Raw genomic sequence first — 13,120 nt, forward strand, 5'->3', positions numbered from 1 at the left:
TGTCCGCCCGGCCGGCGAACGAACGCCCAGGGACTCGACAGTCCAATCTGAGGGTCAGACCAACAGGTCGACAGTCGGCGGCAGAGTCAGAATCCCCAAGCGCTACAAGCATCATCAGTGTCGGTGGCCAGTGCTTCAGTGGACGTATGGCAACGAACGCGACTCCCGCCCACCGAGTGTCGGTGGCGGTCGCGCACGCCAGTGCTGATCTGACCTCGATCGCGGACGCTCCGGTCTGGTCGATGAGCGACACCGAAGCCGCCGAAGCTCTCGTCGAGCTTCAGTCACTGAAGGCCCAGGTCGCCGAGCTCGAAGCCCGCCTCGCCCGGCACGCCGACGACCAGCACGTCGGGCAGGACCGCGGCGCGTCCTCGACCGCGGTGTGGCTGGCCAACCAGACCCGGACCACCCGCGCGGCCGCGCACGCGATCGTGAAGCTCGGCAAGGACCTCCACGCCCACCCGTACACCCGAGCCGCCTTGGCTGCCGGGGTGATCGGTCGCGACCAGGCCCGGGTGATCCTCCGGTGGGTCGACGCCCTGCCCGACGAGGTCAGTGCTGATCAGAGGGTGAAGGCTGAGCAGCATCTGCTCGACCTCGCCGCCGACCACGACGCCAAAGCGCTCAACCGGCTCGGGAGGCGGCTCTGGGAGGTCATCGACCCCGACGGCGCGGATGCCCGCGAGGCCGAGATCCTCGAACGCCAAGAGCAGGCCGCCGCGCGGTCGATGTACCTCAAGGTCTGGGACGACGGCGACGGGTCCACCTGCGGCGCGTTCAAGATGCCGCACCTCGGCGGCGCCGCACTGCGGAAGATCCTCGCCGCGGTCATGGGCGCCAAGCACCAGAACGCCACCAAGGGCGCCGGCAACGGGCACCTCACCTCAGAGCGAACCGGGCCAGAGGCACAGGGGCAGGCGTTCTACGAGCTGCTGATGCGGTTCCCCAAGAACAAGCTCCCCAAGCTCGGCGGCCTCAACGCCACCCTCCTCGTGACCATCTCCGAGGAGTCGCTGCTGGGGCGGCTCGAGCAGACCGGGACCATCCTCGACACCGGCGACCGCATCAGCCCCGCGTTGGCCCGGCAGCTGGCCTGCGAGGCCGGGATCCTCCCCGTCGTGATGAACGGGAAGTCCGAGGTCCTCGATCTCGGTCGTGAGCAGCGGCTCCACTCCCAGGCCCAACGCATCGCGATCACCCTCCGCCAGCACGGACAGTGCGCCACCGAAGGCTGCGACCGCAGCACTGGCCCGCATGCCCACCACCTCACCGAGTGGTCGAAGGGCGGACCCACCGACCTCGCCAACGCCGTCGGCCTGTGCCATTGGCACCACATGCGCGCCCACGACAACGGCTACGAGATGACTCACCACCCGTCAGGCTCGGTCAGCTTCCATCGACGCTTATAGGCCGACCTCGGCAGACGTTCACACCCTTCCCCGGACCCGGGCTCTCGGGTCACCGGGTTTCGAGGCTCGTCGCTGACGCTCCTCGCACCTCAACCAGCGCAAAGCCCGCGCGAACGAGCGCGCCCCGACCACAGGTCGGCGTCCTCCCGATAGGCGCCAACTCGTCCGGAGTCGGTGGAGTCAAGGGCGCGAAGCGGCGAAGCGGACCCTTGACGCCACCGGCGCAGGACGCACACTGGCGCCGCCGGGAGGACGACGACAATCCGATCCCAGAACACCAGGCGCCGGTCGGGTTTCCGGGGTTTGCGCTCACGCGCTTGCACGCCTTCGCACCTCAACCAGTCGGAGCCTAGTTGCAGGCGATGCCGTCGCGGTCGCGGTCGAGGTCGTAGACGTCGATGCCGATGACGCGGACCGGGTGGTCGAGGTAGCCGGGGCCGTCGCCGCCACCGCCGGCACAGTCGACGTCGCTGGCGAAGGGGACGCAGCCGGAGTAGTTGCGGTCGCAGGGGGCGTTGCGCGGGACCGACGGGCCGGTCGAGGACCCGACGAGGACCAGGCGCGCGACCGGGCGGCGGAGCACGGTGGTGTGCAGGACGGTACGGCGCGTGACGACGCCGCCGCGCAGGGTCAGCCGGTAGACCCTGAGCCGGGTGCCGGGCCGGCCCGGTCGGGCCACGTGGGTGATCCCGGAGCGCATCGAGGCGACCTTGCGGGTCCGGGTCGGCTGCGGGATCCGCTCGCGCCTGCGGACGGTCTTGCGCACGACCTTGCCGTCCCTGGTCTGCTGGGAGCTGACCTTGGCGACCTCGACCGGCTTCCCGGTGTCGATGGTGCCGCCGTTGAGGTCGCAGGCGGTGGATCCGAGTACCAGCAGCGCCGCGACCACGGCCGAGCCCAGCCGGTGTCGTACCTGCATGGGCGGAGGGTAGGTCCACCGACGCCGTACGGCGCGCTGGACTGCACCAGGGGACTAGTCCTCCGGGTCCGGCTCGACCCCGTGGTCCTGCTCCGCGCGCCGCGCGGAGTCGCGGATCTCGAACACCTCGGTGGCGAAGCCGCCGATCGCGCCCGCGATGTCGCGCACCGCTCCGGTGAGGATGGTCGCGACCTGGCCCACGGTGGAGGCCGCGGCCTCCACCGTGCCCTGGACGGCGTCCTTGCGGATCTCGGCCCGGCTGAGGTGGTCCTTCACGCCGCCATCCTCAGGCGGCGACCGGCTCGGCGGCAACCGGCGCGTCCGACGTCGTACGCCGGCGGTCGGGCAGCGCGAGCCGGCAGATCTTCGCGGCGACGCTGCCGAGCTGCTTGCGGAGCGGCCCGGTGTTGTAGGCCAGGCCGTAGCGCTCGCAGATCTCGCGCACCTCGATCGCGATCTCCGGGTAGCGGCGCGCCGGCAGGTCCGGGAAGAGGTGGTGCTCGATCTGGTGCGAGAGGTTGCCGGTCATCAGGTGGAAGAGCTTGCCGCCGGTGATGTTGGCCGAGCCGAGGAGCTGGCGGTAGTACCACTGGCCGCGGCTCTCGTCCTCGCACTCCTCCTGGCTGAACGTCGCGACGCCCGCCGGGAAGTGGCCGCAGAAGATGATGTTGAAGGCCCAGATGTTCCGGACCAGGTTGGCGGTCGCGTTTCCGGCCAGCGTCATCGGGAAGAGCGGACCGGTGAGCGCCGGGAAGAGCACGTAGTCCTTGAGCGCCTGGCGCTTCACCTTGCGCATGATCCCGGCGTGCAGCGCCTTGTTCTCCGACATCTTCCGGCGCCCGGCCACGATGTTCTCGACCTCGAGGTCGTGCATCGCGACGCCCCACTCGAAGAAGACCATCAGCAGGAACGCGTAGACCGGGTTGCCCAGGTAGTAGGGATGCCACGGCTGGTCCTCGTCCATCCGGAGGATCCCGTAGCCGATGTCCCGGTCCTTGCCGAGGATGTTCGTGTAGGTGTGGTGGATGTAGTTGTGGCTGTACTTCCACTGCTCCGAGGGGCAGACGTTGTCCCACTCGTACATCCGCGACGACAGGGCGGGGTCGCCCATCCAGTCGTACTGGCCGTGCATCACGTTGTGGCCGATCTCCATGTTGTCGAGGATCTTCGAGATCGACAGCGAGGCGACGGCGAGCGGCCAGGCCGGAGGCAGGTAGAACAGCGCGCGACCCGCCACCTCGAAGGCGCGCTGCGTCTTCACGACGTTGCGGATGTACGCCGCGTCCTCCTCGCCGAGGTCGTCGAGGACCCGGCGCCGGATGGCGTCCATCTCCTCGCCGAAGCGGTCGAGTTCTTCCTTCGTGAGCTTCATGGGTGTGCTCCCATCTAGGAGGTCGACGACTCAGAGCTCGATGGCACAGTCGCCGACGGGGGCGTTGACACAGATCTGGATGTCCTCGTCGGGGAGCGAGGACTCGGCACCGGTCAGCACGTTGCGGACGGTGCCCTCGGTCTTGCGGCTGGTGCAGGAGAAGCAGATGCCCATCCGGCACCCGAACTCCGGGGTGAGCCCGGCGGCCTCCGCCTGCTCGAGCAGCGACGCGCCGGTGTTGGTGGCGGTGCGACCGGAGCGCTCGAAGACGAGCTCGCCGCCGGCGGCACCCGAGCCGGTCCGGGGCGGCTTGAAGTACTCCAGGCGCAGCGCGTCGGACCCGTCGTACGCCGCTCGCACGGCCTCGATCATCGGCGCCGGTCCGCAGGCCCAGGTGGGCACGTCGCGGTAGCCGGGCACCAGTCGCTCGAGGAAGGCCGGCGAGAGGTTCGGGTCGCCGAGCTCGGGGTGCAGCAGGTGCACGTCGATGCCGTGACCGGAGCGGCGCACCTCGTCGAGCTCGGTCGCGAAGATCTGGTGCTCCGGGCTCTGCGCGTAGTGCAGGAAGGTGATCCGGCCGCGGTGGGTGCGGCGCTGCAGGGTGCGCAGCATCGACATCACCGGGGTGATGCCGGAGCCGCCGCTGATCATCAGGACGTGCTCCGGCACGCGGTCCGGGAGCACGAAGTCGCCCTGCGCCTGCGTGAGGTGCACGACGGTGCCGGGCTCGGCGCGCTCGACGAGGAAGCGGCTGACCCGCCCCCCGGGGTTGGCCCGCAGGGTGATGGTGATGCGGTCACCGGTCCGGGACTCGGGGCTGGAGACCGAGAAGACCCGCGTCGTACGACGCGCGCCGTCGATCTCGACGCCGAGCTGGACGTGCTGACCGGCGCGGTGCCCGCGCCAGGTCGAGGTGGGCTGGAGGGTGAGGGTGGCGACGGGCGGATGGCCCGCGACGTCGACCTCACGCGCGACCGAGACCACCCGGGCGCGCACCTCGTGCGCGGCCCACATCGGGTTGATCTGCTCGAGGTAGCGGTCGACCCCGTGCGGCGAGGTGAGGGCCGCGACGGCGCGGGAACGGAGGACCCGGCCACCGATCTGGGTGAGCGTCATGTCCACTCCTGAGATTCGACATTCGGTGAACATTTGTACACTCAGAGTGTGCCCACATACCGGAGGTACGGTCAAGGGCGCGCCGCGTGACCCGGAGCACGCCCGTGCACCGAGGACTAGCCTGAGCCCATGACCACCCGCGTCGAGCAGAAGGAGCGCACCCGTCGCGCGATCCTCGACGCCGCTCTCGAGCTGTCCGCGGAGAGCACGCTCGCGGCGGTCTCGCTGCGCCAGGTCGCCAAGCAGGTGGGGATCGTGCCGACCGCGTTCTACCGGCACTTCGACTCGGTCGAGGCGCTCGGGCTGGCGCTGGTCGACGAGTCCTTCGCCTCGCTGCGCACGATGATGCGCGACATCCGGCAGGGCGACCCGGCGCTCGCCGACATCGTCGACCGCTCGGTGACGATCCTGGTCGACCACGTCCACGACCAGCGCGCCCACTTCGCCTTCATCGCGCGCGAGCGCGGCGCCGGCCCGCCGGAGGTGCGCGCCGCGATCCGGCACCAGATCGAGCTCTTCGAGCGCGAGCTGGCCACCGACCTCGCCCGGCTGCCCGGCACCGACGTCTGGTCGCCCGAGGACCTCCGGGTCCTCGCCAACCTGATCGTCACCGCGATGGTCGCCACGGCCGAGGCGATCCTCGCCGCCGAGCGCCGCCCGGACGTCGAGAAGGAGACCGTCGAGCGCGCCCGCACCCAGCTGCGGATGGTGCTGGTCGGGGCCTTGAACTGGCGGTCCCAGCCCTGACGGCTAGACCGTCGGACGCACCGTCACGTCGGAGATCGTCGCGTCGCGCGGCAGGTCGAGGACGCCGAGGATCGCGTCGGCGACCGTCTCCGGGCGGGTCCACGCGGATGCGTCGTACTCCTTGCCCTCCTGGGCGTGCACCTTCTCCTGCATCGCGGTGGCGGTGCGGCCGGGGTAGATCGTGGTCACCCGTACCGACGGCTCCTCGCCGCGCAGCGAATCGGCGAGGGCCCGCAGGCCGTGCTTGGAGGCGGCGTACGCCGACCACTGCGGATGGGCGTGCAGGCCGGCGCCGGAGTTGACGAAGACGACCGTGCCGCGGGCCGCGCGTAGGGCTGGCAGGGCCACCCGGGTCAGCGTCGCGGGCGCGACGAGGTTGACCTGCAGCTGGCTGACCCAGTCGTCGACCGACAGCTCGGCGACCGGACCGAGCTCGACCACGCCGGCCCCGTGCACGACCGAGTCGAGCGACGCCGGCAGGGCGAGCGGCTCGACCGACTCCGGCCGGGCCAGGTCGGCGACCAGCACCTCGGCGCCGGCGTACGTCGCCCGCAGCTCGGCGGCCCGCTCCTCGGAGCGGGCGAGCAGCACGAGCGAGTCGCCCCGGTCGAGCAGCCGCCGGGCGAGCACCGCCCCGATGCCGGAGCCGGCCCCGGTGATCAGGTGGGTCGCCATCAGAGCGTGAAGACGATCTTGCCGAACTGCTCGCCCTCGAGCATCGCGGCGAAGCCCTCGCGGGCGTCGGCCATCGGCAGGGTCCGGTCGATCAGCGGTCGTGCGCCGGTGGCGTCGAGCATCGTCACCAGGCTCGCGAGCTCGTCGCGGGTGCCCATGGTCGAGCCGATGACGCTCAGCTGGAGGAAGAAGATCCGGGTGAGCTCGGCGTCGTCGAGGTTCGGACCCGAGGTGGTGCCGGAGGTGATGATCCGGCCGCCGGGCCGCAGCGAGCGGATGGAGTGGGACCAGGTGGCACGGCCGACGGTCTCGATGACCGCGTCGACCTTCCCCGGCAGCCGCGCGCCGGACTCGAAGGCCTCGTGCGCGCCGAGCTCGAGAGCGCGCGCCCGCTTGGCCTCGTCGCGGCTGGTCACCAGCACCCGCAGACCGGCCGCGCGACCAAGCACGATCGCCGCGGTGGCGACGCCGCCGCCGGCGCCCTGCACGAGCACGGTCTCGCCGGCCCGCAGGTCGCCGCGGGTGAAGAGCATCCGGTAGGCCGTGAGCCACGCGGTCGGCAGGCAGGCGGCCTCCTCGAAGGACATCGACGCCGGCTTCGGCACCACGTTGCGCCGCGGCACCGCGACCTTCTCGGCGAGCGTCCCCTGGTAGCGCTCGGACAGCAGCGACCTCCTCGGGTCGAGGGTCTCGTCACCGGTCCACGACGGGTCGCTGATCACCGCGTGCACGACGACCTCGTTGCCATCCTCGTCGTAGCCGGCGGCGTCGCAGCCGAGGATCATCGGCAGCGCCTCCTCGCGCAGGCCGACGCCACGCAGGGAGAAGAGGTCGTGGTGGTTGAGCGAGGCGGCCTTGACGGTCAAGGTCGTCCACCCGTCGGGGACGTCGGGGTCGGGCCGCTCCCCCACCTGCAGGGCAGAGAGCGGATCGTCCTTCGAGAAGCGGTCGGCGTAGACGGCGAGCATTCCTCGAACCTACCGAGGCCCTAGCGGCGCGCGACACCGTCCCGGCGTGCGGCATCGGACACAGCGGCGGCCACGGCCGGCCCGACCCGCGGGTCGAACGGCGACGGGATCACGTAGTCCTCGGCCAGCCGGTCGCCCACGAGGTCGGCCAGCGCCTGGGCGGCGGCCAGCTTCATGCCCTCGGTGATCGCGGTCGCGTGCACGTCGAACGCGCCCCGGAAGATGCCGGGGAAGGCGAGCACGTTGTTGATCTGGTTGGGGAAGTCCGACCGGCCGGTCGCGACGACGCGGGCGTGCCGGTGGGCGACGTCCGGGTGCACCTCGGGGATCGGGTTGGCCATCGCGAAGATGATCGCGTCGGAGGCCATCCGCGCGACGTCCTCCTCGGGCACGGTGCCCCCGGAGACGCCGAGGTAGACGTCGGCGCCGTCGAGCGCGTCGGCGAGGGTGCCGGTGCGCCCGGTCTTGTCGGCGGTCATCTCGGCCAGCTCGCGCTTGACCGGGGTGAGGTCGCTGCGGCCGGAGTGGACGACGCCCTTGCGGTCGGTGACCGCGATGTCCTTGATGCCGGCCTCGAGCAGGATCTTGGCGATCGCCACACCGGCGGCGCCGGCGCCGGAGATCACGACCCGGGTCGTGGCGACGTCGCGCCCGGTGAGGGTCAGCGCGTTCCAGAGCGCGGCGAGCGCGACCACCGCCGTCCCGTGCTGGTCGTCGTGGAAGACCGGGATGTCGAGCATGTCCTTGAGGCGCGCCTCGATCTCGAAGCAGCGCGGCGCGGAGATGTCCTCGAGGTTGATGCCGCCGAAGCTCGGCGCCAGCCGGGCGACGGTCTCGATGATCTCCTCGGTGTCGGTGGTGTCCAGGCAGATCGGGACGCCGTCGACGTTGCCGAACTGCTTGAAGAGGACCGCCTTCCCCTCCATCACCGGCATCGCGGCCGCCGGCCCGATGTCGCCGAGGCCGAGCACCGCGGTGCCGTCGGTGACGACGGCGACGGTGTTGGGCACCCACGTGTAGTGCTGGGTCAGCGACGGGTCGGCCGCGATCGCCTCGCAGACGCGGGCCACACCAGGGGTGTAGGCCAGCGACAGGTCGTCGCGGTCGACCAGCGGCACGGTCGCCGCTACCTCCATCTTGCCGCCGACGTGGAGGTCGAAGACGGGGTCACCGGAGTGCGGGTGCGGAGCTGACATGAGGGGTGCTTTCCATCGAGACAGGGCGTGCGTGGGTGGGAGGTCCGGATCAGGGCGCGGGGTGTGCGCGGATGGATCGACGGACCGTCGGGGGTCTCCCTCGTCAGCAGTCTGGCACAGGCTCAGAGCGGCCGGGGGCGCGGCCAGATCCTGGCCACGGTGACCGCGATCACGTCACCGTCGGGCACCGGCCCACGGTGCCGCGAGTCGACGCCCTCGGCCGGGTTGTCGCTGAGCAGCCACCAGCCGGGCGACCCCGACGCCGTCGTCCGCCGCTCCGTCGCGCGCTTGACCGCGACCGTGCCGTCGGCGAGCCGGGCGACCACGACGTCACCCGCCCGCGGCGTACGCCGGTAGGACACGAGCAGCCGGTCGCCCGCCGCCAGCGTCGGGGTCATCGATCGCCCAGTGACCAGGGCGAATCCCCACCGCGACATGCGGGTAGTGTCGCAGCGATAGCTCAGTGACACCGACAACCGAAGACGAGAGGACCCGCATGTTCGCGAAGCTGTTCGCCCCCACTCTCGAGGTCTCCGCCCACTGCGACCTCCCCTGCGGCGTCTACGACCCCGCGCAAGCCCGCATCGAGGCCGAGTCGATCAAGGCGATCATCGCCAAGGTCGCCGACAACGACGACCCCGACTTCCGCACCCGCGCGATCGTCATCAAGGAGCAGCGCTCCGAGCTGGTCAAGCACCACCTGTGGGTGCTGTGGACCGACTACTTCAAGCCGCCGCACTTCGAGAAGTACCCCCAGCTGCACACCCTCTTCAACGAGGCCACCAAGCTGGCCGGCGCCTCCGGCACCAAGGGCGAGCTCGACGCCGGCAAGGCCGACGAGCTGCTCGCCAAGATCGACGAGATCGCCGAGATCTTCTGGGAGACCAAGAAGGCTTGAGCGCAGCGAGAGCCTTCGCCGTCTCAAGCGCGACCGAGCGCAGCGAGGTCGCGACCGTTCGCGGTGACCACGGCGGACGTCGAAGGCAGGCCTGAGCTTGCGAAGGCCTGACGCTCTCTGAGCTCAGTTCTCCGACTGTTTGCGGGACCGGACCCCGGGTACCTCCACGTACTCGGGTCCGGTCCCGCTACTGTGCGGGCACGGTCCCGATCACCCGGATCCCGCACGACGACAGCCCCGAGGACGTGGAGATGACCACCAGCACCCAGGACGGCCGCCCGGATGTCGAGCTCCGGCTCCCCGCGGACGGCGCCTACGCCTCGGTCCTGCGCACCACGACCGCCGGCCTCGCGGCCCGCCTCGACTTCCCGATCGACGACATCGAGGACCTGCGCATCGCCGTCGGCGAGGCCAGCGCCATGGTGCTGCCCGAGGCCGCCCCGAACGCCGACCTGCACTGCGCCTTCCACCTCGCCCCGGGTCTGCTCACCGTCGAGGTGAGCGTCGACGTCGACCACGACGTCACGCCCGACTACGACAGCTTCGCCTGGCAGGTGCTCGACACCCTGGCCAGCACCGCGACCGCGACCGTGGCCGACGGCCACTTCGCGATCTCGCTGACCATGGAGTCGAGCCTGCTGGATGCCGGTGCCTGACATGGCGGTCACCTCGGGGGACGACCAGGCGCCCGAGGAGGGTCTGACCGGCGTCGAGCTGACGCGCCGGCGCAGCGCCGAGCTCTTCGCGGTCTTCGGCGGCGACGACTCCTCGCCCGCGCAGCGGGAGTCGGCCCGCGAGTCGCTCGTGCACCTGCACCTGCCCCTCGTCGAGCACTGCGCGCGACGCTTCCGCAACCGCGGCGAGCCGCTCGAGGACCTGGTCCAGGTCGGCACGATCGGCCTGCTGAAGTCGATCGACCGCTTCGACTCCGACCGGGGCGTGGAGTTCTCGACGTACGCGACCCCGACGATCATCGGCGAGATCAAGCGCTACTTCCGGGACAAGGGCTGGGCGATCCGGGTGCCGCGCCGGCTCCAGGAGCTGCGCATGCAGATCGGCGCCGCGAGCGCCGAGCTCACCCAGTCCCTGGGCCGCTCCCCCACGCCGCGCGAGCTCGCCGAGGCGATCGGCTGCACGGTCGAGGAGATCGTGGAGGGCATCGAGTCGAGCAACGCCTACTCCACCCTGTCGCTGGACGCCAGCGACAACGACGAGGACGGCGCCGCCACGATGCTCGACGCGATCGGGCAGGACGACGAGGGGCTCGAGCACGTCGAGATCCGCGAGTCGATCAAGCCGCTGCTCGACCGGCTCGCACCGCGGGAGAAGAAGATCCTGCTGCTGCGCTTCTTCAAGAACATGACGCAGTCGCAGATCGCCGAGGAGATCGGCGTCTCGCAGATGCACGTCTCCCGGCTGCTCAACCGCACCCTGGAGCAGCTCCGCACCTCGCTGGAGGAGCAGAGCTAGACCGGCCCGCTCGGCCGATCGTCAGGCCTGCGGGTTCTCCGCCTCGCCGAGCGCGTCCAGGCTGGACGGGACGAACACCCCGACCAGCACGAGCACGGCCACGACCGCGATCACCACCGCGACGACCGTGGTGTCGCCGCCGGCGAAGCTCCATGCGAGGCCGAGCTGGATCAGCTGGGCCAGCACGACCGGGCTGCGCGCCCACGACTGCAGCCGGCTCAGCCCCCAGGCGCAGAGCACCAGGCCGCCGCCGTACGCCGTGAAGAAGAGCGCCGTGGTGATGCCGACGGCCAGGCGGTCCGCGTCGGTGCTGACCAGCTCGAGGACGGCGTACCCGAGCAGCAGCAGCCCCTCGACAGCCGTCAAGGAGGCGGCGACGATCAGTGGAGCAGGGGTTGCGCGAGCAGTCACGGAGCGGAAGCCTAGGCGGATGTGACACCTGTGACGGAACCGACCTCGCGAAAGGGTTGTTTCACGATCAAATAGTTGCCAATCTTGGCGGTGCGCGCGTGAGTGCCACGTTGGTGTTGCGCCACGACGCCGCCGCCGCCAGCCGGGCCACTGCCCCCCTGGTCACAGACTTGAACGAAAGAGGTACTGCCCAGCCATGGATTGGCGCCACCGTTCCGCGTGTCTCGACGAGGACCCGGAGCTGTTCTTCCCGATCGGTAACACCGGACCGGCCATCCTCCAGATCGAGGAGGCCAAGCAGGTGTGCCGTCGCTGCGAGGTGCGCGAACAGTGCCTCGCGTGGGCGCTGGAGGCTGGTCAGGACCACGGCGTGTGGGGCGGCCTGAGCGAGGACGAGCGCCGCGCGCTCAAGCGTCGCAACGCCCGCGCCCGCGTCCGCACCGCTTGATCCAGGGCTGACGCCTACTCCAACGGCAGGTCGAGCGCGGCTCGGGTGCCGTGCCCCGAGGGGTGCGGCCCGAGCTCGAGCTGACCGCCCAGCTCGGACTCCACGAGCGTCCGCACGATCGACAGCCCCAGGCTGGTCGACCCGTCGACGTCGAAGTCCGGCGGCAGACCCCGCCCGTCGTCGTCGACCGACACGTGGAGGCGACCGACGAGGCGCTGGGCGGTGAGGACGATCTCGCCGGCGACGTCGGCGGCGTCGGCGTCGTACCCGTGCTCGACGGCGTTCTGGAGCAGCTCGGTCAGCACCATCGCCAGCGCGGTGGCCGACTCCGAGGGCAGCACCCCGAAGCTCCCCGAGCGGCGGACCCGCACCCGGCTGCCGACGGCGCTCACGTCGGTGACCATCCGGCCCAGGGGGTCGACGATCTCGTCGAAGTCCACCTGCTCCTCGACCGCCTGGCTGAGCGTCTCGTGCACGAGCGCGATCGAGCCGACCCGGCGGACCGCCTCCTCGAGCGCGAGCCGCGCCGCCTCGTTGTCCATCCGGCGGGCCTGGAGCCGCAGCAGCGCGGCGACGGTCTGGAGGTTGTTCTTCACCCGGTGGTGGATCTCCCGGATGGTCGCGTCCTTGGTGACCAGCTCGCGGTCACGGCGACGGAGGTCGGTCACGTCCCGGACCAGCACCAGCGCACCGATGTGGTCGCCCTGGGGCCGCAGCGGGATGGAGCGCACGATCAGCGAGACCCCGTCGGTCCCGATCTCGGTGTCGCGGTGCGCGCGGCCGCCGAGCACCGCGCTCAGCGTCTCCTCGTCGGGCCGTCGACGCGGCGGCACCAGCGCGCGGGTGGTCTCGGCCAGCGAGAGCCCGGTGAGGTCGCCGGAGAGGCCCAGGCGCCGGAAGACCGAGAGCGCGTTGGGGCTGGCGTAGGCGACCCGGCCGGCGGCGTCGACGCGCAGGAAGCCGTCGCCGACGCGCGGGGTGTCGGCGTGGTCGGAGCGCTGCCCCGCCGCCGGGAAGTGACCGTGGGCGATCATCTGCGTCAGGTCCGCGGCGGTCTGGAGGTAGGACAGCTCGAGCCGGCTCGGGGTGCGGACGCCGAGCAGGTTGGTGTTGCGGGCGACGACCGCGATGATCCGCCCGGCCCGGCGCACCGGGATCGTCTCGACCCGCACCGGCACGTCGTCGCGCCACTCCGGGTCGCCCTCGCGCACCAGCCGTCCCTGGCCGTACGCCGCGTCGATCAGCGGCCGGCGGCCGACCGGGACGAACGTCCCGATCACGTCGTCGACGTACGCCGTCGGGCCGGTCGTCGGGCGCATCTGCCCCGCCGCCCAGAAGCCCCGTCCCTCGCGGTCGGGGAGCCAGAGCACGAGGTCCGCGAAGGACAGGTCGGCGATGATCTGCCAGTCCGCCTGGAGCAGCTGCAGCCACGCCACGTCGTCGACGTCGAGGTCGGTGTGGCTGCGCACGAGGTCGGTCAGGGACGGCACG

At 71.2% G+C, this 13,120-nt stretch carries 16 protein-coding genes; 6 read left to right on the forward strand and 10 right to left on the reverse strand.

Features of this window, described 5'->3' with window-relative positions:
* The first annotated feature begins 242 nt into the window (after nucleotides 1–242).
* Nucleotides 243–1,409 carry an HNH endonuclease gene (locus K8U61_RS20545; protein WP_224124932.1) on the forward strand — a complete coding sequence of 389 codons (1,167 nt, stop codon included), beginning with the start codon at nucleotides 243–245 and terminating at the stop codon, nucleotides 1,407–1,409.
* A 349-nt stretch (nucleotides 1,410–1,758) separates the two neighbouring features.
* Here K8U61_RS20545 and K8U61_RS20550 read toward each other — a convergent pair whose 3' ends face one another.
* From K8U61_RS20550 to K8U61_RS20565, 4 genes are read right to left on the reverse strand one after another with little or no spacing between them, the layout of a single operon-like run.
* Nucleotides 1,759–2,328 (reverse strand): G5 domain-containing protein, encoded by a 570-nt coding sequence (locus K8U61_RS20550; protein WP_224124933.1) that lies wholly within the window; start codon nucleotides 2,326–2,328, stop codon nucleotides 1,759–1,761.
* A gap of 54 nt (nucleotides 2,329–2,382) precedes the next feature.
* Nucleotides 2,383–2,604, reverse strand: coding sequence for a hypothetical protein (locus tag K8U61_RS20555; protein ID WP_224124934.1), 222 nt, complete (start codon nucleotides 2,602–2,604; stop codon nucleotides 2,383–2,385).
* Between the two features lie 10 nt (nucleotides 2,605–2,614).
* Nucleotides 2,615–3,700, reverse strand: coding sequence for a fatty acid desaturase family protein (locus K8U61_RS20560; RefSeq protein ID WP_224124935.1), 1,086 nt, complete (start codon nucleotides 3,698–3,700; stop codon nucleotides 2,615–2,617).
* A gap of 30 nt (nucleotides 3,701–3,730) precedes the next feature.
* Nucleotides 3,731–4,816, reverse strand: a complete 1,086-nt coding sequence (locus tag K8U61_RS20565; protein WP_224124936.1) for a ferredoxin reductase — start codon at nucleotides 4,814–4,816, stop codon at nucleotides 3,731–3,733.
* A 129-nt stretch (nucleotides 4,817–4,945) separates the two neighbouring features.
* Between K8U61_RS20565 and K8U61_RS20570 the strand changes: the two genes are divergently transcribed.
* Nucleotides 4,946–5,563, forward strand: a complete 618-nt coding sequence (locus K8U61_RS20570; RefSeq protein WP_224124937.1) for a TetR family transcriptional regulator — start codon at nucleotides 4,946–4,948, stop codon at nucleotides 5,561–5,563.
* A 3-nt stretch (nucleotides 5,564–5,566) separates the two neighbouring features.
* On the opposite strand, the gene K8U61_RS20575 is transcribed toward K8U61_RS20570, so the two are convergent.
* The 4 genes from K8U61_RS20575 to K8U61_RS20590 form a co-directional block, all read right to left on the reverse strand.
* Complete coding sequence (locus K8U61_RS20575) at nucleotides 5,567–6,238, reverse strand: SDR family oxidoreductase (protein ID WP_224124938.1); 672 nt, start codon at nucleotides 6,236–6,238, stop codon at nucleotides 5,567–5,569.
* Nucleotides 6,238–7,206 carry a zinc-binding dehydrogenase gene (locus K8U61_RS20580; protein ID WP_224124939.1) on the reverse strand — a complete coding sequence of 323 codons (969 nt, stop codon included), beginning with the start codon at nucleotides 7,204–7,206 and terminating at the stop codon, nucleotides 6,238–6,240. Before K8U61_RS20580 ends, K8U61_RS20575 begins: the two co-directional genes overlap by 1 nt.
* Before the next feature lie 20 nt (nucleotides 7,207–7,226).
* The gene (locus tag K8U61_RS20585) at nucleotides 7,227–8,402 is read right to left on the reverse strand and encodes an NAD(P)-dependent malic enzyme (protein ID WP_224124940.1); all 1,176 of its coding nucleotides are present in this window, start codon (nucleotides 8,400–8,402) and stop codon (nucleotides 7,227–7,229) included.
* Nucleotides 8,403–8,524: 122 nt separating this feature from the next.
* Nucleotides 8,525–8,839 (reverse strand): S24/S26 family peptidase, encoded by a 315-nt coding sequence (locus K8U61_RS20590; protein ID WP_224124941.1) that lies wholly within the window; start codon nucleotides 8,837–8,839, stop codon nucleotides 8,525–8,527.
* Between the two features lie 59 nt (nucleotides 8,840–8,898).
* Here K8U61_RS20590 and sodN point away from each other — a divergent pair, with 59 nt between their 5' ends.
* The 3 genes from sodN to K8U61_RS20605 all read left to right on the forward strand — a co-directional run bounded on the left by sodN (nucleotide 8,899) and on the right by K8U61_RS20605 (nucleotide 10,770).
* The gene (gene sodN / locus K8U61_RS20595; RefSeq protein WP_224124942.1) at nucleotides 8,899–9,300 is read left to right on the forward strand and encodes a superoxide dismutase, Ni; all 402 of its coding nucleotides are present in this window, start codon (nucleotides 8,899–8,901) and stop codon (nucleotides 9,298–9,300) included.
* Between the two features lie 251 nt (nucleotides 9,301–9,551).
* Complete coding sequence (locus tag K8U61_RS20600; protein ID WP_224124943.1) at nucleotides 9,552–9,956, forward strand: ATP-binding protein; 405 nt, start codon at nucleotides 9,552–9,554, stop codon at nucleotides 9,954–9,956.
* The gene (locus K8U61_RS20605; protein WP_308043243.1) at nucleotides 9,943–10,770 is read left to right on the forward strand and encodes an RNA polymerase sigma factor SigF; all 828 of its coding nucleotides are present in this window, start codon (nucleotides 9,943–9,945) and stop codon (nucleotides 10,768–10,770) included. The genes K8U61_RS20600 and K8U61_RS20605 overlap by 14 nt, the downstream gene beginning before the upstream one ends.
* 21 nt (nucleotides 10,771–10,791) lie before the next feature.
* Here K8U61_RS20605 and K8U61_RS20610 read toward each other — a convergent pair whose 3' ends face one another.
* Nucleotides 10,792–11,181: a hypothetical protein gene (locus K8U61_RS20610; RefSeq protein ID WP_224124944.1), complete on the reverse strand. Its 390-nt coding sequence runs from the start codon at nucleotides 11,179–11,181 to the stop codon at nucleotides 10,792–10,794.
* Between the two features lie 196 nt (nucleotides 11,182–11,377).
* Here K8U61_RS20610 and K8U61_RS20615 point away from each other — a divergent pair, with 196 nt between their 5' ends.
* Nucleotides 11,378–11,629 (forward strand): WhiB family transcriptional regulator, encoded by a 252-nt coding sequence (locus K8U61_RS20615; protein ID WP_011755173.1) that lies wholly within the window; start codon nucleotides 11,378–11,380, stop codon nucleotides 11,627–11,629.
* A gap of 14 nt (nucleotides 11,630–11,643) precedes the next feature.
* On the opposite strand, the gene K8U61_RS20620 is transcribed toward K8U61_RS20615, so the two are convergent.
* Entirely contained in the window at nucleotides 11,644–13,119 is a 1,476-nt protein-coding gene (locus K8U61_RS20620; RefSeq protein ID WP_224124945.1) for a sensor histidine kinase, read from the reverse strand.
* Nucleotide 13,120 lies beyond the last annotated feature (1 nt).

This window comes from Nocardioides mangrovi, from assembly GCF_020073815.1.
In the GTDB taxonomy this organism is placed as follows: Bacteria; Actinomycetota; Actinomycetes; order Propionibacteriales; family Nocardioidaceae; genus Nocardioides; species Nocardioides mangrovi.